Annotated in this window: 13 protein-coding genes; 4 read left to right on the top strand and 9 right to left on the bottom strand. The window is 70.0% G+C overall.

Features of this window, described 5'->3' with window-relative positions; all coding sequences use genetic code 11:
• Positions 1–32 precede the first annotated feature (32 nt).
• Positions 33–2,645 (bottom strand): bifunctional FO biosynthesis protein CofGH, encoded by a 2,613-nt coding sequence (locus ACIRPX_RS07510; protein WP_404189634.1) that lies wholly within the window; start codon positions 2,643–2,645, stop codon positions 33–35.
• Positions 2,646–2,683: 38 nt separating this feature from the next.
• Positions 2,684–3,532 carry an LLM class F420-dependent oxidoreductase gene (locus ACIRPX_RS07505; RefSeq protein ID WP_404189631.1) on the bottom strand — a complete coding sequence of 283 codons (849 nt, stop codon included), beginning with the start codon at positions 3,530–3,532 and terminating at the stop codon, positions 2,684–2,686.
• Between the two features lie 184 nt (positions 3,533–3,716).
• Between ACIRPX_RS07505 and ACIRPX_RS07500 the strand changes: the two genes are divergently transcribed.
• Positions 3,717–5,273 (top strand): CehA/McbA family metallohydrolase, encoded by a 1,557-nt coding sequence (locus tag ACIRPX_RS07500; RefSeq protein ID WP_404189628.1) that lies wholly within the window; start codon positions 3,717–3,719, stop codon positions 5,271–5,273.
• A 149-nt stretch (positions 5,274–5,422) separates the two neighbouring features.
• On the opposite strand, the gene ACIRPX_RS07495 is transcribed toward ACIRPX_RS07500, so the two are convergent.
• From ACIRPX_RS07495 to ACIRPX_RS07480, 4 genes are all read right to left on the bottom strand, one after another.
• Positions 5,423–5,971, bottom strand: a complete 549-nt coding sequence (locus tag ACIRPX_RS07495; RefSeq protein WP_404189625.1) for a hypothetical protein — start codon at positions 5,969–5,971, stop codon at positions 5,423–5,425.
• 9 nt (positions 5,972–5,980) lie between these two features.
• On the bottom strand, positions 5,981–12,550 hold the full coding sequence (locus ACIRPX_RS07490; RefSeq protein WP_404189623.1) for an RHS repeat-associated core domain-containing protein: 6,570 nt from the start codon (positions 12,548–12,550) through the stop codon (positions 5,981–5,983).
• 119 nt (positions 12,551–12,669) lie between these two features.
• Positions 12,670–16,062 carry a LamG-like jellyroll fold domain-containing protein gene (locus tag ACIRPX_RS07485; protein ID WP_404190253.1) on the bottom strand — a complete coding sequence of 1,131 codons (3,393 nt, stop codon included), beginning with the start codon at positions 16,060–16,062 and terminating at the stop codon, positions 12,670–12,672.
• 496 nt (positions 16,063–16,558) lie between these two features.
• A complete protein-coding gene (locus ACIRPX_RS07480) occupies positions 16,559–16,987 on the bottom strand; it encodes an ATP-binding protein (protein ID WP_404189620.1) in 429 nt (142 codons plus the stop codon).
• Between the two features lie 201 nt (positions 16,988–17,188).
• Between ACIRPX_RS07480 and ACIRPX_RS07475 the strand changes: the two genes are divergently transcribed.
• Both ACIRPX_RS07475 and ACIRPX_RS07470 read left to right on the top strand, forming a co-directional pair.
• Positions 17,189–18,040, top strand: a complete 852-nt coding sequence (locus tag ACIRPX_RS07475; protein ID WP_404189618.1) for a helix-turn-helix transcriptional regulator — start codon at positions 17,189–17,191, stop codon at positions 18,038–18,040.
• Positions 18,041–18,050: 10 nt separating this feature from the next.
• On the top strand, positions 18,051–18,242 hold the full coding sequence (locus ACIRPX_RS07470; RefSeq protein WP_404189615.1) for a DUF397 domain-containing protein: 192 nt from the start codon (positions 18,051–18,053) through the stop codon (positions 18,240–18,242).
• On the opposite strand, the gene ACIRPX_RS07465 is transcribed toward ACIRPX_RS07470, so the two are convergent.
• Positions 18,229–19,050: an endonuclease/exonuclease/phosphatase family protein gene (locus ACIRPX_RS07465; protein WP_404189612.1), complete on the bottom strand. Its 822-nt coding sequence runs from the start codon at positions 19,048–19,050 to the stop codon at positions 18,229–18,231. The genes ACIRPX_RS07470 and ACIRPX_RS07465 overlap by 14 nt on opposite strands.
• Positions 19,051–19,161: 111 nt before the next feature.
• Between ACIRPX_RS07465 and ACIRPX_RS07460 the strand changes: the two genes are divergently transcribed.
• The gene (locus ACIRPX_RS07460; RefSeq protein WP_404189609.1) at positions 19,162–19,554 is read left to right on the top strand and encodes a nitroreductase/quinone reductase family protein; all 393 of its coding nucleotides are present in this window, start codon (positions 19,162–19,164) and stop codon (positions 19,552–19,554) included.
• 111 nt (positions 19,555–19,665) lie between these two features.
• Here ACIRPX_RS07460 and ACIRPX_RS07455 read toward each other — a convergent pair whose 3' ends face one another.
• Positions 19,666–21,126 (bottom strand): aldehyde dehydrogenase family protein, encoded by a 1,461-nt coding sequence (locus ACIRPX_RS07455; RefSeq protein ID WP_404189607.1) that lies wholly within the window; start codon positions 21,124–21,126, stop codon positions 19,666–19,668.
• Positions 21,123–22,853 (bottom strand): amidohydrolase family protein, encoded by a 1,731-nt coding sequence (locus ACIRPX_RS07450; RefSeq protein WP_404189604.1) that lies wholly within the window; start codon positions 22,851–22,853, stop codon positions 21,123–21,125. Before ACIRPX_RS07450 ends, ACIRPX_RS07455 begins: the two co-directional genes overlap by 4 nt.
• Positions 22,854–22,858 lie beyond the last annotated feature (5 nt).

Genomic DNA, 22,858 nt, shown 5'->3' with positions numbered 1-22,858 from the left:
ACTGCTCCGTCCGGGACGGTCCGGGTCCGTGGCTAGTCCAGGACCGGCAGCAGCTCCGGGAGATGCCCGTCGGACGCCGCCGCGGCCCGCTGCCGTTCCTCCGGGACCTCGCCGTACAGCGTGGTCCGCGGCCTCGCCGGCCGGCCGGCCGCCTCCGCCACCGCGATCAGGTCCCGCACCGACTTGTAGGAGCCGTAGGAGGAGCCCGCCATCCGGGAGATCGTCTCCTCCATCAGGGTCCCGCCCAGGTCGTTGGCCCCGGACCGGAGCATCTGGGCCGCGCCCTGCGCGCCCAGTTTCACCCAGCTCGTCTGGATGTTGGGGATGTACGGGTGCAGGAGCAGGCGGGCCATCGCCGTCACGGCGAGGTTGTCCCGCATCGTCGGGCCCGGACGGGCGATCCCCGCCAGGTAGACCGGCGCGTTGGTGTGGATGAAGGGCAGGGTCACGAACTCCGTGAAGCCGCCGGTGCGCTGCTGGATGCCGGCCAGCGTGCGCAGGTGGCCGAGCCAGTGGCGGGGCTGGTCGACATGGCCGTACATCATCGTCGACGAGGAGCGGATGCCCAGCTCGTGCGCGGTCGTGACCACCTCGATCCAGGTCGCCGCCGGCAGCTTGCCCTTCGTCAGGACCCAGCGGACCTCGTCGTCGAGGATCTCCGCGGCCGTCCCGGGGATCGAGCCGAGGCCCGCCTCCTTGGCAGCGCTCAGCCACTCGCGCACCGACATCCCGGTGCGGGTCGCGCCGTTGACGACCTCCATCGGGGAGAAGGCGTGCACGTGCATCCCGGGCACCCGCTCCTTGACGGCCCTCGCGATGTCGAAGTACGCCGTGCCCGGCAGGTCCGGGTGGATGCCGCCCTGCATGCACACCTCCACCGCGCCCACCTCCCAGGCCTGCTCGGCGCGGTCGGCCACCTGGTCCAGGGAGAGGGTGTAGGCGTCGGCGTCCGTGCGGCGCTGCGCGAAGGCGCAGAACCGGCAGCCCGTGTAGCAGACGTTGGTGAAGTTGATGTTGCGCGTGACGATGTACGTCACGTCGTCGCCCACCGCCGACCTGCGGACGTCGTCCGCGACCCGGCACAGCGCGTCCAGCGCCGGGCCGTCCGCGTGCAGCAGGGCCAGGGCCTCGTCGTCGGTGAGCCGGGTGGGGTCGTCGGCCGCCGTCGCCAGGGCCTGGCGCACGTCGGTGTCGATGCGCTCGGGGGCCATGCCGGGGGCGGCCGCCGCGCGCAGTTCGGCCCAGTCGCCGTAGACCTCGTCGAAGTCGTCGCGGCGGTCGGAGGTGCGGCCCTCGGTGTCGATCGAGGTGTGCAGATCCGTACGGCCGGACGCCACGAACACCTCCTCCGGCTCCTGCCAGGCGTGGCCCTCGACCACCGCGTCCGGGCGGGCGAGGCCGGTCTCCGGGTCCGCCAGGGCGCTCACGTGCGGGCGCAGGCGCGGGTCCAGCCAGGGCTCGCCACGCCGCACGAACTCCGGGTAGACGCACAGGCGTTCGCGCAGCTCGAAGCCGGCGGCGTGGGAGCGCTCGGTGAGTTCCTCGATCTGCGGCCAGGGGCGCTCGGGGTTGACGTGGTCGATGGTCAGCGGGGAGACGCCGCCCCAGTCGTCGATGCCGGCGCCGATCAGCCGCTCGTACGCGGAGTCGACCAGGTTGGGCGGGGCCTGCAGACAGGCGCCGGGGCCCATGATGTGCCGGGCGACGGCCACCGTGGCGACCAGCTCGTCCAGTTCGGCGTCCGGCATGCCGCGCATCGCGGTGTCCGGCTTGGCGCGGAAGTTCTGGATGATCAGTTCCTGGATGCCGTGGTACGCCCGCGACACCTTCCGCAGCGCGAACAGCGACTCCGCGCGCTCCTCGTACGTCTCCCCGATGCCGATGAGGAGTCCGGAGGTGAAGGGCACGGAGGAGCGCCCGGCGTCCTCCAGCACCCGCAGGCGGACGGCCGGTTCCTTGTCCGGGGAGCCGAAGTGCGGGCCGCCCGGCTCGGACCACAGCCGGGTCGCGGTCGTCTCCAGCATCATGCCCATCGACGGGGCGACCGGCTTCAGCCGCTGGAAGTCCGTCCAGGACATGACGCCCGGGTTGAGGTGGGGCAGCAGGCCCGTCTCCTCCAGGATGCGGACGGAGACGGCGCGGACGTAGGCGATGGTGTCGTCGTAGCCGTGCGCGTCGAGCCACTCGCGCGCCTCGGGCCACCGGTCCTCGGGCTTGTCGCCCAGGGTGATCAGGGCTTCCTTGCAGCCGAGGGCGGCGCCCTTGCGGGCGATGTCGAGGACCTCGTCGGGCGACATGAACATCCCGTGCCCGGCGCGGCGCAGCTTGCCGGGGACGGTGACGAAGGTGCAGTAGTGGCACTTGTCCCGGCACAGCCGGGTCAGCGGGATGAAGACGCTCTTCGAGTACGTGATGACGCCGGGGCGGCCCGCCGCCTCCAGGCCCGCGTCACGGACCCGGGCGGCGGACGCGGCGAGATCGGTCAGGGCCTCGCCGCGCGCCTGCAGCAGGACGGCCGCCTCGGTGACGTCGAGGGCGACGCCGTCGCGGGCGCGTTTGAGGGCGCGACGCATGGAGTTCTCGGTCGGGCCGGTGCCGCCGGGGCGGTCGGGAGAGCCGGTTCCGGAGCTCACGGAAGTCGTCATCCTTCGAGCATACGGTCGAGCTGATCAGCGCCGGGAGGTCAGCCCAGGAAAGCCCCGTACCCGTCCAGCGCGCGGAACACCTCGGCCTCCCCCGCCGGCGGCAGCTGGACCACGACCTCCTCGATGCCCAGGTCTGCGTAGTGCGCGAGCTTGCCGGGGCTGGGGTAGACGGCGTACGGGACGATCTGCAGGGCCTCCGGGTCGCGGCCCGCCTCCGCCCAGGCCGACCGCAGCACCGGCAGCGACTCGCTCAGCCCGCGCCCGCCGATCGGCATCCAGCCGTCGGCGTAGGCGCAGATGTGGGAGAAGAGCTTGGGGCCGGCCGCCCCGCCGACGAAGGTGCGCGGACCGACGACCGGGCCGCGTGGCTTCTGGGCCGGCTTGGGGTGGGCGTGGGAGGCCCGGACGCTGCCGAACTCCCCCTCGTACGCGGTCGGTTCCTCCGCCCACAGCGCCCGCATCAGGGCCATCCGGTCGCGCACCAGCTCGCGCCGGGTCCGCCACTCCACCCCGTGGTCGGCGGCCTCCTCGACGTTCCAGCCGAAGCCGAGGCCGAGGGTGAAGCGGCCGCCGGAGAGGTGGTCGAGGGTCGCGATCTGCTTGGCGAGGGCGATCGGGTCGTGCTGCGCGACCAGCGTGATGCCGGTGCCGAGGCCCAGCCGCTCGGTCACCGCGGCCGCCTGGCCGAGCGCGACGAAGGGATCGAGGGTGCGGCCGTACTCGGGCGGCAGCTCGCCGCCCGCCGGGTACGGGGTCGTCCGCTCCACCGGGATGTGGGTGTGCTCGGGCAGGTAGAGACCCGCGAAACCGCGCTGTTCCAGCTCACGGGCGAGTCGGACGGGGGCGGCGGTCTCGTCGGTGAGGAAGATCGTGACAGCGATACGCATGAGCCATCTGTACCGGGCCGGACCGCAGATGTCCATACCGACCAGTCGGCCCTGTTTCCCGAAGGGCGCGGGCGGGAGCCACTGCCGCACGGCCGGCTCCCGAATTCATGTACATGCCATATCGTCGAACCCCGATTCCCTCTCCTTCCACGGGAGTTCACGCCCGCGGACGAAGGTGGCTCGCATGTGTGAGGACGCCCACGGCATCGGACGACGCGCCCTGTTCGTGACGGGCACGGCCGCCGCGCTTACGTTGGGAAGCGTGAGCTTCGCGGCGGCCGACGGCCAGGACCACGGGACCGGGACGACAGCGACGATCCGGGGCACGCTGCCCACCGGTTCGCCGGACTACGTCTACGTACCCGTCGAAGTCCCCGCCGGCGTACGGGAGATCAAGGTCGCCTACACCTACGACAAGCCGTCCGTCCCGGCCGGCACCCAGGGCAACGCCCTCGACATCGGCATCTTCGACGAACGCGGCACCGAGCCGGGCGGCCGGGGCTTCCGCGGCTGGTCGGGCGGCGCGCGCTCGGAGTTCTTCCTCCGCGCGGACGACGCCACGCCGGGCTATGTGCCCGGGCCGGTGCGGGAGGGCACCTGGCATGTGGCGCTGGGGCCGTACACGGTCGCCCCGCAGGGACTGTCGTACGAGCTCACGGTCACGCTGACGTACGGGGAGCCGGGCGGGACGCCGACGCCCGCGTACCCGCCGGAGCGGGCGAGGGGGCGGGGCCGCGCCTGGTACCGGGGCGACTGCCACCTGCACTCCTGGTACTCGGACGGGCGCCGCACCCCGGCGGAGATCGCCGCGCTCGCGCGCGCGGCCGGACTGGACTTCATCAACTCCTCGGACCACAACACGCATGCGGCCCATCCGCACTGGGCCCCGGAGGCGGGCGAGGACCTGCTGATCCTGCTCGGCGAGGAGATCACGACGCGCAACGGCCACGTCGTCGCGCTCGGCACCGATCCCGGCACCTTCGTCGACTGGCGTTACCGGGCCCGCGACAACCGCTTCGGCCGTTTCGCCCGCCAGATCCGCCGGGCCGGCGGCCTCGTCGTACCGGCCCATCCGCACGCCACCTGCATCGGGTGCGGCTGGAAGTTCGGGTTCGGCGAGGCCGACGCGATCGAGGTGTGGAACGGCCCGTACACACCCGACGACGAGGTGGCGCTCGCGGAGTGGGACAACCTGCTGGTCGCGTCCGTTCGGGAGGGGCGCGAGGGACGTGACGGGCGTGAGGGGCAGGACGGGCGTGACGGGCGCGGCTGGATCCCGGCCATGGGCAACAGCGACGCGCACCGGGACCCGGACGCCGTGGGCCTCCCGCAGACCGTCGTCCTCGCCGAAGACCTGACCCGCGAGGCCATCCAGTCCGGCATCCGCGCGGGCCGCTCCTACGTCGCCGAGTCCAAGAACGTCTCACTGACCTTCACGGCGAGCGGGGAGCGGGGACGGCACGCGGGGATCGGCGAACGCCTGGAGGTCTCCGCCGACAGCCCCGTCACGGTCCGCGTGGAGGCGTCCGGCGCCCCCCGCTGCACGATCCGCCTCGTCACCGACCAGGGCGTCCTGTTCACCAGCGCCCCGCTCCCGGTCACGGGCTCCGGCACGGCGGAGTGGCACACGACTCCGGCGTACGCGGCCTACGTACGCGCGGAGTTGCGCCATGAGACGGCGGCGGGGCCGGTGCCGGGGGCACTGGCGGCCTTCACGAATCCGATCTTTCTGGGGCGCTGAGAGCCACGCCGCTCGCACCACTGGAGTCCCGCTTCGAAGAGCGCTCCGGATCCGATCTTGGCGCCAGCGTCGCTGCAGCACGACTCTATCTCCGCTGACCGTTCGCGGACCTGCACGCTTATCGTCAGCCCATGGGTTGCAGAAATCCGTCAAGGAGAAGAGATGGATCCATTCCGGAGCTCCACGCGCAATTTTGGGCGATCCATCTGAGAAATCAATACACTTTCACCTTCCCAGCGTACAGCGGTGACGATATCTAGGTCCACCCGCCAGTCAATTTCACCATCATCACACACCGCAAAAACACCAACTTCAGCGATAACGATTAGCCTATCAAGGCTGGAAAAAAGCCTGAAGCTATCAAATCTCGAATCAAGGTTAATTTCACATTCGATGGTCATTCTCGGTGAAATACCATACAGATGCGAGTTGCATCCTATCCAGCACATTCCACCCCACTCGCCGCCAAGGATCGAAGGAGACTCAAATTCCGAATCCATTTGAATACCGACAGCCAACGGCGGACCACCTTGGCTTGAATTACCCGCCGACGAAAAGACATAAACCGGACCGGAGCCGGATCCATACTCGTTCGCAATAACCAGGGTCGGAGACAATCCGGCACGCGCTTCTCCGGAACTCGACCAAATGGAACACTCCATTGCAGCATTGCCGAATGAAATCGTGAAGAGTGACACGACCGTTGCCTACTTTCGATATCTTGAATTAGAGCCGTACAGCTGCCCGGTGATCAATCTGTCACCCTCCCAGATCGTCTCCGTCTTGAGCATTCCATCCGGCCCCTTCAAAAGGCCCTCCCTCACCGTGCGCCCATTCTCCTGGACCCGCACCACCGAGTTCGGATCATTGAAAACTTCCTCAAGATGCTTGGAGAAAGCCGCACGCCCCTTTATATTATCCCGGATCCCAATTCGGTTCAATTGGCTAGCCATGTCGCCGCTTCGTTGAATGTTGTGGGCGTTCCCGGTGGCATTCCCAAAGAAATATTCCAGTTTAGTGCCAATTTCCGGTTCTCTGAGTAGACTCGCAACAGCTGATTCCAGTTCTGCCGCTGCCGCACGGGAAGCGCCGCGCGCTACGAGCGCCTTTCCTGTAGAGCCGAAGGCAAGGCTGGCTACGGTGATGATGTCAGAGACGAGCGCCTCGCCGCAGTCGCCGCGTCCGGTAAGGCAGTGATAGGTCGCCTTGACGCCCCAGGGATCGTTCTCACTTCCGCGGAGCAATCCGGCCCGGCCGGCCGTGTCGCAGAATGCCGCCACGCCACTGCTGCGGATGTAGCACGTCTGTTCGGCCCATTTCGACAACATCTCAGCGTAGGTGATCGAGTCCGGATAACCGCCCCCGTATCCCATCGCGTAGAGCTCGTCCTGGGTGGGAATGGTGATGGTGTCGACCTTGAGCCGACCGGTCGTGGAAGCAGTCCCCGAGCCGCTGTGGACCGTGCCAAGGTTGCTGTTGTCGGGACGGTAAGAGAGCCCGCCGGATTTGTTGTAGCAGCCTTCTGTGGTGCAGCCCGGACCATTCTTCTTGCTCGGGTCCCATGCGCTGTCCGGGTTGTTGACGCTGCACCCGTCGCAGTACAGGCCGCTGGGGTCGCTGTTGGTGACCGGGTTGTTGTCGGCGTAGCCGTAGCCGTTGAGGGACTGCGGGTCGGACGGGTCGAGCAGTGGGTCGGTGCTGAGGAACTGGCCGGTACCCGAGTCGTATTCGCGGGCGCCGATATGAGTCAGACCGGTGGTCGCGTCGCGGGTCTTGCCGAGGAAGCCCTTGTCGTCGGGCCAGGGGCCGTAGGCGGGACGGCCGCGGTCGGCGCCGAAGGGGGTGGTGTAGCGCTTGGTGAAGGACTGCGCGGTGTCGGGGGTCAGCGCGAGGCTGGCCGTTCCGTGCCGGTCGCCGGTGAGGTAGGTGAGCTTGTTGGTGCCGGACTCGTCGGAGCGCATGGCCGCGGTGACACCACCGGCGGCGTAGTAGCGCTCGGCCCAGGTGGTGCCGTCCGCGCGGAGGTGGAGTTCGGTGGCGCCGGCGTACAGGACGCGTTCCCCGTTGGCCGTGGTGCGGATGAGCAGGGTGCCGTCGGCGGCGTAGAGGTAGTCGGTGGAAGTGCCGTTCTCCGTGAGCTTGCTCAGGCGGCCCTCGGGTGACCAGTCCAGGCTCTGGGTGCCGCTGGTGCCGGGGCGGTGGCGTGTGTTGCCCGTGGCGTCGTAGTCGTAGGTGCGCTCCGGGGCGGCGCAGTCGGCCTCGGTCGACGTGCCGGTCAGGGTGTGCGGCTGGGCGGTGTCGGTGTAGCAGTAGGTCGTCTTGGTGTCGCCGCTGCTCTGGTGAACCGTCTCGCTGGTGCGCTGACCCGCGTCGTTGTAGGTGTAGCTGTTCCAGTACGGGGCCGGGCCCGACAGGCCGGAGGCGCTGCGGGCGTCGGAGCATTTCTGCGAGGCGGGGGTCCAGGCCTCGGTCAGGCGCTGGTGGCCGTCGTAGGCGAAGCACTGGGTGTCCGCACTGCTGTCACCGCCCAGGGTGGTGGGGTCGCTGATGGCGGTGACGTTGCCGGTCTGGTCGTAGCTGTAGTTGAGGTCCTGCAGCATGTACGGGTGGGTCTGGTCCGTGACATGGCTGCGCTCGAGGCGGCCGGTGCCCTCCTCGAAGGTGTTGGTGACGTAGATGCTCTTGTTGCCGGTACCGCCGGTGCCCAGGGTCAGCTGCTCCGGCTGGGCCAGGGCCGAGTAGGACACATCCCGCAGGTAGCCGGTCGATCCGCCGATCGAGGTCAGGTCTCCGAGGCCGTCGTACCCGAAGTCGATGATCTCCGACGGCAGGCCGCCCATCGCCGGCTCGTTGTCGTACTGCTGGGTGCCGTCGATGTTGTAGTAGGCCTCGTAGGCCAGCGTGGACGGCTCGCCCGCTTGCACGAACGGGTCGCTTGTCGGGAGTTCCAACTGGGTGCCGGTGGCCCGGCTGAGGCTGTCGTAGGCGGTGACGGCCTGGGTGTAGGCCGCGCCCGTCTTGCCGCCTACGTAACGGGTGGAGGAGGTGGGCAGGCCCTTCAGGAGGGTGTCGTAGGTGTAGCCGCTGAGCTGGTTGGCGTCCGTTTTCGCGTTCGTCCAGGTGCCGGTGACGCGGCCGAGTTCGTCGTAGTCGGTCAGGATCGACGTACCGCGGGAGTCGGTGGACTTGATGACCTGGTCGAGCGCGTTGTACTCGGTGGTCGTGGTGCCCTTGTCCGGGTCGCTGGTGCTGGTCTGGCGGCCGAACAGGTCGTAGGTGTAGGACCACTTGGCGTTGTCCGGTCCTGTGATCGACTTCTGCGCGCCGTCCAGGGTGTAGGTGAATTTGGTCCGGGTGTACGACGAACCGAGGCCGGTGCCGAAGTCGTTGTCGGCCGGGTTCTCGCCCGCGTACTCGCGGGTCTCCGTCGTCTGGCCGCGGACGTCGCTGATCGTGCGCTGGGCGGAGCCGCCCTCCAGGGCGGTCGTGGCGACGGAGTCGCCGGTGTAGCTCGTGGTGGTGGACCACTTCTTGGCCCCGTACACGTACAGATCGCTGGTGGTCGGACGGCCCGCCCCGTCGAACGCGGTCTCCGTCTGCGTGGGGGCCTCGCCGTACTCGGCCCGCGTGTACGTGCCGTTGGGCGTGCTGGTGGTGTCGAAGATGTCCGCGTACGTCTCGTAGGCGAGGCCGCGGGTGTCGTAGCGGGTGTCGGTCAGCAGACGGCCGCCCTGCGGGGTCGGCGACTGGGTCTGCAGGGGGCGCAGGAGTGAGTCGTAGAGCGCGTAGGTCGTGTTGTAGGTGTCGCCGTCCTTCTTGAGGGTCGAGGTCGACACCCAGGACGGCGCGCTGTTGTCCAAGTGGTAGGCGTACGTGACGTTGGGGGCCTGGCCGCCGCCGCGCACCCGGTTCGGCCGCCATACATCGGTCAGGCGACCGAGCGCGTCGTAGTTCAGCTCGGTCTTCTTCAGATTGACGTCGTAGCTGCGCAGGGCCTGTCCACGCCGTGGATCGAGGAAGCTGACGCTGCGATAACCCTTGGGGTCGGTGGTGATGGTCTTGGTCAGCGGTCCTGCGTCAGCGGGAGTGAAGGCCGTCGAGGACGTGTGGCCCGCGTTGTCGGTGACGCTGAGCGGACGGCCGAGGGTGTCGTAGGTCGTGGTGGCGGCTGTCTGCCAACCGGTCGGCAACCGGTCGCCGTCGGAGTCCGCAGTGGTGGCGTAGCCGGTGGCCCTGCCGGTCCAGGTGACCTCGCCCTTGGTGGGCTTCTGGGTGGCCGACCAGCCGGTGGCATCAACGGTGTCGTAGACCGTGGCGGTGTCGGCGAGGACGTCGCCGCGCGTGTCCTTGGTTGCCGGGAGGCTCAGGTCCGCGTCCGTGATCGAGCAGGCACGGCCGACGGTGCGGGTGCGGGAGGCCAGGGCGGTGATGCCGGCAGCGGTGTTGCGGGCGTACCAGGTGCGGGTGCAGGTCTCGTCGCCGCCCGTGCCCAGCAGGCCGGAGTCGCTGACGCTGACGGGCATGCCGTAGTCGTCGTAGCCGGTGCTGACCGCGCGGGCACGCCAGCTCTGCGAGGCGGTCAGGTACGTGTACGTGCTCGTCTTGGCAGTGCGCACATAGCGGGCCACGTGGTCACCGGCACCGGGCGTGCTCTGCCGGGCGGTCTCCTTCGACCACGGGTCGTTCACCGAGGCCGAGATCGGCGACGAGCCGTTGTAGGTGACCTGTTCCCGGAGCTGTCCCGCGTACTGGTTGCTGTCGGTGAGCGAGGCGGCACCCAGGTCGGGAGCCGCCAGCGGGGCGAGGGACACGGACTTGGTGGTGCCGTCCGTCTTCTTGTCGCCGTCCATGCCCTGCAGATAGAGGGACACCGTCTTGGAACGCGTGACGCTGGTCGCGCCGGTCCACGCGGTGACCTGACGGTAGCCGCGCCAGTCCGACCAGGTCCGCTCGTCCTTCGGCGTGAACGGGTCGTCGGCGTAGTGCCAGGCCGCTCCGCTGTAGGAGTAGGCGTGCTCGACCGCCTCGTTGTTCGCCGCCGGGTCGGAGACGTTGACGGCCAGCACGCGGTACTTGTGGAACCAGTCGATCGCCGCGTCCTGCGCGCCGTTGATGTGCCAGAACTGCGGGTAGCAGGATCGGGTGTTGGTGTCCGGCGGCGCGTTCAGCACCTCGCTGCGCTTGCACTCCGGTGAGGACAGCGTCACCGTCGTGATCGCCCCGGTCTCCGAGGTGACGGTGGAGATGCGGGGGCGGGTCAGCGGCAGGATGTCGTCCGTGGCGTCCACCCGGTTGGGCCGCATCTGGTACGTGAACGAGATCGGGTCCAGGTGGATGTAGCTGTCGGCCGTCTTGCCCCATCGGGTGAGGGAGCTGAGGGTGAGTACCTGGTCGCTGCTGTCGCCGATGTCACCGCCGTCCAGGTAGGCCTGCTTCAGCACCCAGGCGTCGACCTTGTCGTACGCGTCGCTCGTGGCGTTGTACGAGTAGGTGTAGATGTCGGTCAGGCGTTTGCGGGTGAAGAACGACGGTCCGGACGCGTTGCAGTCGGCGTCGTCCTTCGAGCAGATGGCGTCGAACGGCACGTCCGGCCAGTTGTCGGCCGTGTCCTTGGTCAGGCTCGAGCAGTCGGAAGCAGTGCAGCGCTCCGCATAGCCGAAGGTGACCTTCGCGTCCGCCTTGTCGGTGAACAGGGCGCCCTTGCGCAGGCCGTACTCGATCCGGTTGAGGTATCCGCCCCGGGTGTAGGCGGCGCCGGCCGTGGTCGCCTTGTTCTTTCTGTAGTAGTTCGACTCCTTGGTGTACCAGTAGGTGGCCGCGTTGCCGTGTGTGTCCTCGACATAGTCGAGATTCCAGCGCCACGCCTGGGTGAGGACGCGATCAGCGAAAGCGTCACCCTTGTCATAGCCGGGCTCGCCCGCGTCGTCGCCGAACACCGGCACCGTCCAGGTGGAGTTGGTGCGCTGGGTGTCCGCACCGTCCAGCTTGTCCAGGCCGAAGACGTACTTGGTGCCGTCGCCGGTGGTGACGGTCCAGTACTCGCCGTTGTCGTCCCCGTTGTCCGCCCCGGTGGCGTGCGTCACCTTCGAGGCGTCGTCGTCCTCCAGCCGCCACTGGCCACTGTCGTCGTCCTTGACCAGGCGGGTGGACCTGCCGTTCAGCACCAGATTCGCGTTGTCGTACTTCCAGCACCGGTCGGAGACGTCCGTGTGACCGTCGTCGTCGCAGGAGCCGTAGCCGCGCTCGATGTAGGACTCGGTCAGCGAGAACCCCTCACCGACCTGCGAGCCCTGGTTGTTCGTGGTCGCGGTGCGGCCGTCGATGCTGCCCGAGTCGTACGACAGCAACAGCGACGGCGCGGGACCGGCCGCCGCCGGCGGCATCGTGAAGTCGTACGACCACGTGAACGAACCCGAGCTGCCGCCCGCCTGCCAGGACGAGGACTCCGACAGCGGCGTCGCCGAATAGTCACCCGTGCCGTTGGGCGACTGCCCCGAACCGGTGCCGGTGGCGGTGACCGCGAGCACCGTCGCGGCGGAGGTGGTGCTCTCCGCCGTGTGCAGAAGCTGCGCCGACGGCCCGCCCGCAGGCTCGGCCAGGCGCACCTTGGCCGAGACGGTCTGGTGCGCGCTGTCGTTGTCCGACGCCAGGGGCCGCTGCTTGCGGCACTCCGGCTTCTGGGGAGTGGTCAGTGCGCAAGCGGGCAACTGCACCAGGCCGAGCCGCTGGGACCATGCTCCGCCCACCGCCGAGGCGAAGCTGCTGTAGTCGACGCTCACGCCGGTGCGGCCGGCCGTGTCCGCCTCGGCCGTCAGCAGGACACCCGTGACGCCCGCCTTACGGGCGGCCTTCTGGTCCAGCACGGTGATCCGCGCCGTACCGCCCGCAGCGGCCCTGCCTCCCGGGGACGGGCTGAGCGTGACCGGCACGCCGCCCGGCGAGGCCTTGCCCTCCTTGCCGCCTGCGAGGGTGAGCGTCGCCGCGCTCTGCTTGGGCCAGGCGGCCTTTTGCTCCTTGCGGGCCCGCCCCGCCTGGGCCGCGTTGCCCTTCTCGTCCCGGGCGACCCGCTGCCGCGCCTTCTTCGCCCCCGGACCGTCGAAGGCTTTGACCTTGCTCACCCGGGACTTGGGCACATCGGGACGCCCCAGACCACCTGGCGCTGCCGCCTGGGCCACCTGGGCCCATCCCAGGGGCACCACCAGCGCCAGAGCCAGCGACTGCACCAGCAACCGACCGGCACGGTGTCGTGTTCTTGAGGTGCCTATGCCAAAGGCCATCGTGTTCGTCCCACCCAGTCCCGTAAAGAAGTCCAGCAAGCCGTCTGCGGACCGCCGCGTCCGCCGTGCCCGGGGGTGAGGACAGCCCCGTGTCTTCAGAGCTGTCCTCACCCCGCCTGTCAGTCGCCCACGGTTTCCTCAACCTGCTCATCACCGGCCATCGCACCTGCCCAGATGCGTACTTCCGCGACCCGGCCGGGCAGATAGTGCTGCCAAGCACCGCCGGTGAAGCCCTTGCCGATCGCGAAATCGCCCGAGCCCGCTTTCGCCGTGAACGCGCGTGCCTCGTCGTTCTGCGTGTGCCCGAGATAGAGACTGATCGTTCCCGCCTGGGCGTCGAAGACACCGCTGAGCCGGACCATGCCGTCCAGCAGCGCACCTTCGTCCGATGCCACCGCGCTGAAGGTTCCGTCAGCATTGAGTCGACCGAAGCGCCAGAACCCCACGGGCACGGTCTTCTCTTCGAGCGTGTCGTTGTCGACCACGGTCTGCTTGCCCGTCAGCTCGTACCAGAACCCCCACGCCGACCCGTCCGCGGTCCGCTGTCCGAGCACCTGCCCGGTGTATCCGACGGCCTTGGCCGCGAGCTTGTCCCCGTCCAGGGACGCCAGCGTGGTGACCGTGAACGACCCGGTGTCGTCCACCACCGGCCCGGATGTGCTCGCCGCGCCGTCCACCCCGTCCAGCGCGATCGACTCACCGTCCAGCGAGGCCCCGCCGGTCAACGTCAGGGACCTGCCGTAGCCCGAGGTCGTGTCCGGGACGCTGCTGCCGCTGCCCTGGTCCGCCGACCAGTCGGCCACCAGCTCCACACCCGCGTACTTCTGCGAGGTCAGCAACCGCGCCTCGTCGGCGACCTCGGCAGCGGACAACGCCCGTTGCCACACCGTCACCTCGTCCGCGCTGCCGCCCAAGTAGTCCACATAACTGCCGGCGTACATCGCTCGGCCGATCTGCAGCGGACCGGTCGCCTTCCATACCGTCCCGGCGTCCACCGTGGACTGCAACCGCCCGTTGAGGTAGAGGCTGACCTTCTGAGTTGCCGCGTCGTACACCCCGGCCACCTGAGCCCACACACCGCGGGGCGTGGCCTGCTGAGCCTTGGCCTCATGAAACGTACCGTCGCTCGCCAGCACCCGCATGCTCCACGTGTTGGCTCCTCCACCTGCGTACGACAGGAGGAACGGGCTGTATTTCTTCGAGAAGGGGGCGGCGCTCTCCGGCGTCTGGCCCAGCATGGTCATCGTGTGTGACACGCCGGCATCGACACGCGCCCACGCCGAGACGGTGTAGGAGGAGGCGGTGTCGAGCACACTGTCGGTGGTCTCCGCGTACGCCGTGGTGCCGTTGAGACTGAGCCCCTTGTCAGTGACCGGTGTATCCAGCGGCTGTCCCTGCGCATCGCGGGCCAGCACACCACGACGGCCCCGGTCGTCCCTGACAGCGCCTCCGGCAAGCGCCACATCGTGCCCTGTCGTCCCGTCGGCCGCGGAGGAGTCGATCGCAGCGCCGTCGGATTCGGCAAAGTGCCACCGTCCCAGCGGGCCCGCACCGTCGTGCACCGCGAAGTCCACGTAGGCCCAGGCGCCGGCACGGCCCGAACCGACATCGTCCCGAGCGCGGACAGCGAGATGGTAGGTAGCAGCGTGATCAGGGATGATGACGGCCTGCCAGCCGACGAAGTAGGGGCTGCTCTCGTCAAGGGCAGCACAGGTCCACTCGGGAACCCCCGTTGTGCACGTCTTCTTCGCGCTGGCCCAGGTCGAGCCCGAATTCAGGCTGTACTCATAGGCCACGTTGTTCGTGTCGCCGTCGGCAGCCCGGAACGTGAAGGTGGCCTGCTGCCCGGGGCCGCCGTTGGCCACACAGTCGTTGCTCGTGCACTCTGTGTACGGGGAACCGATGGTCACCTGCGGTGCGTTCGGCGCGGTCGGGTCGACCTTGAAGTAACACCAGCCTGTCGTCGACGCGTTCGACGTCCCGGCCAGGTAGTCGTTGCCGCCGTTGTAGTACGAGCGTACCCAGGCCCGATAGCGGTAAAGGGTGCCCTCGGCCAGGGTGGACCAGGACATCGACAACTTACTCCCGTCCCCCACATATCCGGTCGACGGTCTCAGGTCGCCGTTGCCGGCCGAGGTGTCGGACCACGCGCCGTCGCTGCCCTGTTGGTCGATGTCGAAGTAGACCCGCAACTGGGCGTCCTTCTCACCACCGGGCTTGGTCTGCGCGGTGGCCATCAACGAGGGAGTCGGATCGGACACCACCAGGGGGTCGGTGGAACTCGTCGCGCAGGAAGGCCTGTTGTCGACGTTCAGCCCAATGCCGCTCGGCTTGTCCGGCAGGCCCACGAAGTCCACCGCCAGCACCGCGTCGTTCTTGAACCGCTTCCACGCCGAGGTGTCCGACTCGTCGTGCGCCTTGATCTCCAGCGTGAGCCGGGAGAACTTGCCCGCCGCGAAGTTCGCCACCGTCGGCGTCAGGTTCTCGTTCGACTCGGCCGGGTTGTCGTTGAACTCGATCGGCGCGTCCGGCGAGTCCGGATCGCACAACGACCCGCGCCCCGCCGACACGTTCCGGTCCACCATCAGGTCCAGTTCCTTCGGCCGCGACGACCATGTGGTGGAGGAGGAGATGTTGTTCGTCCGCACCAGGTCCACCCAGCGCGGGTCGCACTGGAACGCCCACGGCTCGGTCACCCGGAACGTGGCGTCCAGGACCTTCTTGCCCTTCAGACTGGCCGGGGAGAACTCGTAGTACAGCTTCTGCACATACCCAGGGCCGCAGTAATAGCCGCTCCAGGTGCCGCACTTGCCCGCGCCCTTGCCCTGGCCGTCGTCCCCGTTGCCCCATCCGTAGGACTCGTAGCCGTCCGACCGCAGCAGGGTGCGCTCCGACTCCCCCCACGTCACCGTCGGATCGATGAACAGCGGGAACGCGGAGGTATCGGTCTTGGTCAGCATCCGCGCGTCCGGAACCACCGACAGGGAGTCCCGGGTGACGTCCACGTCCATGCGCGCCACCGCGTCGCCCTGGCCGGGCTCGATTCCCGATCCCGACGACGCCGCCTCCGAGGGGTCGGACGGCTCGGCCACCTCATCACCCGCGGCCGACCTCACCGCCGCCAACTGCCCCTGCGTCCCTGCCCGTCCCGCCGAGTCCCACATCCGCGCGGGCGGCGACTTGAACACCGTACGGCCGCTGCCGTCCACGGCCGCGAGATTGCCGTCCGGCCCCTGGCGAACCGCCAGCCCCCGGGCCTTGAGCCCGAAGCTGAGCTTCTTCAGTTCCCCGCCCGCCGCGGCCTTCGGAGTCTTGACGACGAACACGGGCTGGAAGCTCTGGGGCGTCGCGGTCACCTTCAGGTCCACGCCCGGCAGCACATCGGCGTACAGGGCGCTGGATCCGTCCAGTTCCGGGGTCGGCAAGGTGCCCGGCCACGCGAGCTCCAGACTCTCGCCCTGATCGGCGATCCGGGCCAGAGGAGCCGTGTCGCCACCGCCCGAGAACGCCATGTCGACCGCGGCCGCCTTCGGCGTCACCGCGCCGTCGGAACGCTTCTCCAGGGTGGCGTCGGGAGCCTGCCATCCACCGTCCGGCTTCGCGACGCGGACCGGGACGGCCGACTCCTCCAGGGTGAAGGTGTAGCCGTCGGGGTTGGCGTAGACCGTGGTCCGGTCCGTGCGCTCGCCCGTCACCTCCACCCGCTGACCGGACTGCTCCGCCTCCGCCAGGGCCCGCTGCCCCTCCGACAGGGTCGCCGGGGCCGACTCCCCGGCAGCGGCGGCGAACGCCACCGGGCCCGGGAGGGCCAACAGCGCCGTCAGCGTGGCGCAGGCCACCGCCAGCACACCTGCCGTGCTGCGCCGACCGTCTCCACGGCGCCCCGGCACGCCACAGCTCCCCCACCCCACCGACACAGAACCACGCCCCCGTAGTCACAGAACATTCAAAAGAGAACAGGAGTCAAACCCGCCTCTTACCTTCTGTCAAGAACACGTCACGCGTCCGCTACCCCGCCCCGCACTCCGCCCACAGCAGCTTGCCGCCCTTCGACGCGCCCAGTTCGCGGAGCACCGACGCGCCCCAGGCGTCCGCGCACGCCCGTACCAGGGGCAGGCCGCGGCCGTGTTCGGCGTGCGGCGGGGGTACCGGGACGCGGGCATCGGAGAAGGCGGGCGGGACGCGGGGGTCGGTGTCCCAGACGGCCACGCGGAGTCGGCCGGGCTCGGCCGAGCGGACACGGAGGGCGTAGGGCCCCTTGGTGTGGCAGTGGGAGTTGGCCAGCAGCTCCCCGGCCAGCAGCTCCGCCGTGGGAGCGAGGTCGGGCATCTCGTGCGCGGCCAGGATCAGCCGGAGGGCGCCCCGCGCGACACCCGGTGCGCGTGGATCGTGCGGAAGGTGCAGGGTGTAGTTCCAGGACGGGGATACGGTGGCCATCGGAAGTCTCCGGTCACTGAGGGGAGTTGGACAGATGCCTGGTGTCTCCGCCGTGGCGTCCCACGGTGCGCTTCCAGACGGGGCGCCTGAGGATCAAGATAGGGGCTCCGCAAATGTCATTTGCGGGATCCGGAGATGCTAGGACCTGATTCCCTCGCGTGAGTGACCCGACGAGGGAACGCATGTCCAGGAGGAGCACACATGCCCGCTAGACCGCCGCTGACGGCGCGCCGCCTTCGGCTCGCCACCGAGCTGCGCAAGATGCGCGAGCGCGCGGGCATGACGGTCACCGAGGCCGCTCGGGCACTCGGCACGAGCCAAGGGCAGCTCAGCAACGTGGAGTCCGGCCGGTTCGGAGTGAGCCCCGACCGCATCCGGGCTCTGGCCGGCATCTACTCCTGCCCGGACCAGGGAATCATCGAGGCCCTGGTCGTACTGGCGACGGACAGGACGTTCGGCTGGTGGGAGTCGTACCGCGAAGTGCTGCCCTCGGGCCTTCTCGACCTCGCCGAACTCGAGCACCACGCCATCGCCGTGCGGACCGCGTACACCTCCCAGATGCCGGGGCTGCTGCAAACCGCCGACCACGCGCGCGAGATCTTCCGGCACGTCATCCCGGCGCCCACGCCGCCCGAGGTCGAGCACCGCGTCTCACATCGGATCAAGCGGCAGGGCGTGCTCTACGGCACCGAGCCGACTCCGTACCGGACCACCGTGCACGAGGCCGCTCTGCACATGCGCGTCGGCGGCCGGAGCGTGACCCGCGCGCAGTTGCACCATCTGCTGGACATGGGCGAACGGGAGCACATCACCATCCGTGTACTCCCTTACGAGGTCGGCGCGTTCCCTGGGTCGGGCCAGTCCATCAACTACCTGTACGGCCCCGTACCGCAGCTCGACACGGCGCAACTCGACCAGTTCCACGGTCCGGTACTCCTCGACGCGGAGGCTCTCCTCGACAAGTACCGGAATCTGCTCGACATCGTCGAAGCCACCGCACTCAGCCCCGAGAAGTCCCGGGATCTGATCCACGCGATCGCCCAGAAGCTGTGAAGGAGCCGGTATGTCCCCGCACCGCTGGGAGAAGTCGTCCTACTGCCAGGAAGGCGACGCCTGCGTCCACATATCCACCACCCCCACCGCCATACACCTCACCGACCGCCCCGCCCCACCCCACACCGTCCTCACCGTCGGCCCCGACGCCTTCGCCGCCCTTCTCCGGGCGCTGAAGTGCCGCGCGTTCACCGCAGGGTGAGGTCCGCGACCACCGCCGTGTGGTCGGAGGGCCGGACGCCGTCGACCGGAGCGTCGCCCGCCCGCCGCACGTGCTCGACGGTGCCGATGCCGTCCGGGCCGGCCGGGGCGCCGACGTGGATGTAGTCGATGCGCGTGCTCGGGCCGAGGCCCGGGTGCACGTACTCGTTCGCCGTGTCCCAGGTGGCGGACGGGGCCGCCGGGTCGGCGTACTCCCAGGCGTCGAAGAAGACCTGTCCCGGCACGACGGGAGCGGTGCGGAAGCCGCCGAAGAGGCGGATCTCGTCGGAGTCGGGCGCGGCGTTGAAGTCGCCGGTGACGACGGGTGGGAAGCCGGTGCCCGCGCGGTGGGCGGCGACGAACTCGGCGAGCGCCGTGACCTGGGTGCGGCGTACGGCGGAGGCGTGCAGCGGCGAGGACAGGTGGACGGTGAAGAAGGGGATCGGGTGGCCGGGGGCGTCCAGGCGGGCGTAGAGGGCGAGGCGTCCGTCGTCGAGGTCGGGGGGCGCGGGCAGTCGGAGCACCTCCCGCTCCACGACCGGCCACCGGCTCAGTACCGCGTTGCCGACCTCCACCCCGCTCTCCCCGATCCGCCGCTGCCAGCGCTCGGAAGCGGGCGAGGCGGCCCAGGTCCAGTGCAGGCCGAGTTCGCCGGCGAGCCATTCGGCGAGGTTCTCGCCGTCGGCCGCCCACACCTCCTGCAGGCCGACGACATCGGGCTGCAGATCCCGCAGCACCGACAGAACGGCCTTCTGCCGGTCGGCCCAGGGGCCGAAGCGCCACCACAGGTTCCAGGTCACCACCCGCATGAGGCCGCCCGCCTCTCCTGGAGGAACGTTCGAGGTTCCGCCGTCCGTCCGATCCCCCGTGAGAGACATTGAAGAGCATCGAGACCGCCCAGTGACAGGAGAACCGGAAACATGCCCCGCGACCCGGAGTCCAAGTACCGCGCCGTCACGGCCTTTCAGCGCCGTCTCAACGCCGTCGTGCGGCGGCTGCCGGCACACACCCTGCTGGAGACGACCGGGCGCGGTTCGGGGCTGCCGCGGCGGACCCCCGTCGGCGGGCGGCGGGTCGGCAGGGCGTTCTGGCTGGTCTCGGAGTTCGGCGAGCGGTCCCAGTACGTGCGCAACATCAAGGCGGACCCGCGGGTGCGGGTCCGCCTTCGCGGGCGCTGGTACACCGGGACGGCGCATCTCCTGCCGGACGACGATCCGGTGGCGCGGCTGCGCAGCCTGCCCCGGATGAACAGCCTGGCCGTGCGGGCGATGGGGGCGACGCTGCTGACGGTGCGGGTGGACCTCGACGAGTGACCGGGACCGGTCGGGCAGGGCGCCGGTCAGCAGGGCGGCAGGGTGGCCGATCAGCCGGCCAGCCCCTCGGCCGGTCAGCCCGTCGACCCGGGCAGCCGGCAGGCCGGACGGTCAGCCCGGCCAGACGATCGACTGCACCTCGCTGTACGCGTGCAGCGCGTACGAACCCACGTCCCGGCCGACCCCGCTCTTCCTGAACCCCCCGAACGGCGCCTCCATGTTGCGTCCGACGGTGTTCACGCCCACTCCCCCGGCCCGCAGCCGCCGGGCCACGCGGAAGGCCCGCGCCACGTCCCCCGACCACACGTAGTCGATCAGGCCGTAGTCGCTGTCGTTGGCGAGGGCGACGCCCTCCTCCTCGTCGTCGAAGGGGATCACCACGACCACCGGGCCGAAGATCTCCTCGCGGGCCACCCGCATGTCGTTGGTGCAGTCGGCGAGGAGGGTGGGGGCGACGTAGAAGCCGCGCTCGTGCGGCGGTCGTTCGCCGCCCGCCACCACCACCGCGCCCTCCTTGCGGCCCAGTTCGACGTAGGACTCCACCCGGTCCCGGTGGGCGGCGGAGATCACCGGGCCCACCACCGTGTCGGGTTCCCTGGGGTCTCCCACCTTCAACCGGGCTGCGTAGGCCGCGAGTTGCTCGACCAGGCGGTCGTAGACGCCCCGCTGTGCCAGCACCCGCGTCGGTGCCGTGCAGATCTGGCCGCTGTAGAAGGAGAAGGTGGTGCCGATCCCCGCCACCGCCGACGCCAGGTCCGCGTCGTCGAGGACCAGGGCCGCGCCCTTGCCGCCCAGCTCCATCAGCTGGCGTTTCATGGCGCGGCCGCACACCTCGGCGATGCGCTGCCCGACCGCCGTGGAGCCGGTGAAGCTCACCATGTCGACGTCGGCCGACTCCACCGCCGCCTCGCCGACCGAGGCCGACTGCCCGCAGACCACGTTCACCACGCCCGGCGGTGCCCCAGCCGCCTCCAGCGCCTGAGCCATCCGGTACACCGACAGCGGATCCTGCGGGGCCGGCTTCACGACCACCGTGTTGCCCATCGCGAGAGCCGGGGCGATCTTGCCCGCCGGGTTCGCCCACGGGTTGTTGTACGAGGTGATGCAGGTGACGACGCCGACCGGCTGGCGCACGGCGAGCGCGCCCATCACGCCCGCCTTCCCCATGGGGCCGGCCTCGTTGATCTGCGGGGCGATCGCCCACTCGGCGGGCTCCACGCGCGCGTAGCGCCGGAAGCGGGCCATGCCCACCCCGACCTGCATCGCCCGCGCCGTCGCCGTGGTGGCGCCGGTCTCCGCCCGCGCCAGCTCGGCGTACGGCGCGAAGTGGGCGCCGATGATGTCCGCCGCGCGGCCGAGGACCGCGGCCCGTTCCGCGGGCGGGGTCCTCGACCACGGGCCGGAGGCCTCGCGGGCCGCGGCACACGCCGCGGCCGCCTGGTCCCGCGACGCCTCCGGCGCCCAGCCGACGGTCTCCTCGGTCGCCGGGTCGGTGACGGCGTAGTGCCCGCCGCCGGGTTCGACCCACTCACCCCCGACGAACAGCCGCTGCCCGTCGGCCGCTTGGCTCACCGGGTGCTCACCGTCGTCGTGTCCCGCCCGGACCTGAGCACCGTGCCCGGTACGGCGCCGCTCACCACGTCGTCCCGGATCGCCTCGACGCCGTTGACCCACACGGCCCGCACCCCGATCGCCTTGGCGTCCAGGCGCGGACTGTCGCCCGGCAGGTCGTGCACCAGGGTGGCCTGGCCCGCGTCGATCCGTTCCGGGTCGAAGAGCACCAGGTCCGCATGGAAGCCCTCCCGCACCCGGCCCCGCTCGCGCAGCCCGAACAGCCGCGCCGGGTCGTCGGTCAGCATCTTCACCGCCTGCTCCAGACCGACCAGCTTGCGGCGGCGCAGGCAGTCGCCCAGGAAGCGGGTGGTGTACGGCGCCCCGCACATGCGGTCCAGGTGCGCCCCGGCGTCCGACCCGCCGAGCAGGACGTCCTCGTGCTGCCAGGTCTCGGCCCGCAGCGCCCAGGACGCCGGGTCGTTGTCGGTGGGCATCGGCCACAGGACGGTGCGCAGGTCGTCGGCGGCGCAGATCTCGACCAGGCAGTGGAAGGGGTCGAGCCCCCGCTCCCCGGCGATGTCCCGCACCACGCGCCCGGACAGGCCCTCGTTGGCCTCGCTGTAGGTGTCGCCGATGACGTACCGGCCGAAGTCGGCGAGCCGCCGGAAGACGCCCGCCTCCTTGGACTCGGCGCGCCGCAGCATCTCGGCCCGTACGTCCGCGTCGCGCAGCCTGGCGATCCGCTCCGGGACGGGCAGTCCCAGGATCGGCCCCCAGCCGGGTATCAGGTTCAGCGCGCAGAACGTGCCGAGCGACATGTTCATCGGCGTCAGGATCGGCATGGTGAGCGCGACGATCCGGCCGCCCGCCTTGCGCGCCCGTTCGCTCGCGAACAGCTGTCGCGGCACGCGCTCGGGGACGGCCGCGTCGATGGTCAGCACGTTCCAGTTCAGGGGCCGGCCGGCCGTGGCGCTCATCTCCACCAGCAGATCGATCTCGGCGTCGCCGAACTGGTCGAGGCAGCCCGCGACGATCGCCTCGATCTGTGTTCCCTCGTGCTCACCGACGGCCCGGGAGAGCGCGAGCAGCTCCGCCGGTTTCGCGTGCCGGGAGGCGACCGGCCGGCCGTCGCCGTCGGAGTGGGTGGAGGACTGGGTGGTGGAGAACCCCCAGGCGCCGGCGTCCATGGCCTCGTGCAGCAGCCTTACGATCTCGGCGAGTTGCTCCTCGCCGGGCTGCCCGCCGACCGCGTCGGGCCCCATCACGTACCGCCGCAGCGCACAGTGCCCGACCATGAAACCGGCGTTGACGGCGATCCGGCCCTCAAGAGCGTCCAGGTACTCCCCGAAGGAGTTCCAGCTCCAGGGCGCCCCTTCTTCCAGCGCCACCAGCGACATGCCCTCCACCTTGGACATCATTCGCCGGGTGTAGTCGGCGTCCTCGGGCCGGGCGGGGTTCAGCGGGGCGAGGGTGAAGCCGCAGTTGCCGGCGGCCACGGTGGTCACCCCGTGGTTCAGGGACGGCGTGGCGTACGGGTCCCAGAACAGCTGGGCGTCGTAGTGCGTGTGCGGGTCGACGAAGCCGGGCGCGAGGACGAGCCCGGCGGCGTCCTCCGACGAGCGCGTCTCCCCGGTCACGGTCCCGATGACGGCGATCCGCCCGTCGCGGATGCCGACGTCGGCGGTGTAGGCGGGCGCGCCCGTGCCGTCCACCACGGTGGCGCCCTTGATCAGGTGGTCGAGCATGACCC

The sequence above is a fragment of the Streptomyces sp. NPDC101225 genome, from assembly GCF_044767585.1.
Lineage (GTDB): Bacteria > Actinomycetota > Actinomycetes > Streptomycetales > Streptomycetaceae > Streptomyces.
The sequence above is the reverse complement of the archived record's forward strand: the minus strand, read 5'-3'. Positions and strand labels throughout refer to the sequence as shown.

Coding starts and splice junctions, on each gene's coding strand:
- ACIRPX_RS07510 (WP_404189634.1), bottom strand. CDS start 2,645: ATGACGACTTCCGTGAGCTCCGGAACCGGCTCTCCCGACCGCCCCGGC.
- ACIRPX_RS07505 (WP_404189631.1), bottom strand. CDS start 3,532: ATGCGTATCGCTGTCACGATCTTCCTCACCGACGAGACCGCCGCCCCC.
- ACIRPX_RS07500 (WP_404189628.1), top strand. CDS start 3,717: ATGTGTGAGGACGCCCACGGCATCGGACGACGCGCCCTGTTCGTGACG.
- ACIRPX_RS07490 (WP_404189623.1), bottom strand. CDS start 12,550: ATGGCCTTTGGCATAGGCACCTCAAGAACACGACACCGTGCCGGTCGG.
- ACIRPX_RS07485 (WP_404190253.1), bottom strand. CDS start 16,062: ATGGCGTTCTCGGGCGGTGGCGACACGGCTCCTCTGGCCCGGATCGCC.
- ACIRPX_RS07480 (WP_404189620.1), bottom strand. CDS start 16,987: ATGGCCACCGTATCCCCGTCCTGGAACTACACCCTGCACCTTCCGCAC.
- ACIRPX_RS07475 (WP_404189618.1), top strand. CDS start 17,189: ATGCCCGCTAGACCGCCGCTGACGGCGCGCCGCCTTCGGCTCGCCACC.
- ACIRPX_RS07470 (WP_404189615.1), top strand. CDS start 18,051: ATGTCCCCGCACCGCTGGGAGAAGTCGTCCTACTGCCAGGAAGGCGAC.
- ACIRPX_RS07465 (WP_404189612.1), bottom strand. CDS start 19,050: ATGCGGGTGGTGACCTGGAACCTGTGGTGGCGCTTCGGCCCCTGGGCC.
- ACIRPX_RS07460 (WP_404189609.1), top strand. CDS start 19,162: ATGCCCCGCGACCCGGAGTCCAAGTACCGCGCCGTCACGGCCTTTCAG.
- ACIRPX_RS07450 (WP_404189604.1), bottom strand. CDS start 22,853: ATGCTCGACCACCTGATCAAGGGCGCCACCGTGGTGGACGGCACGGGC.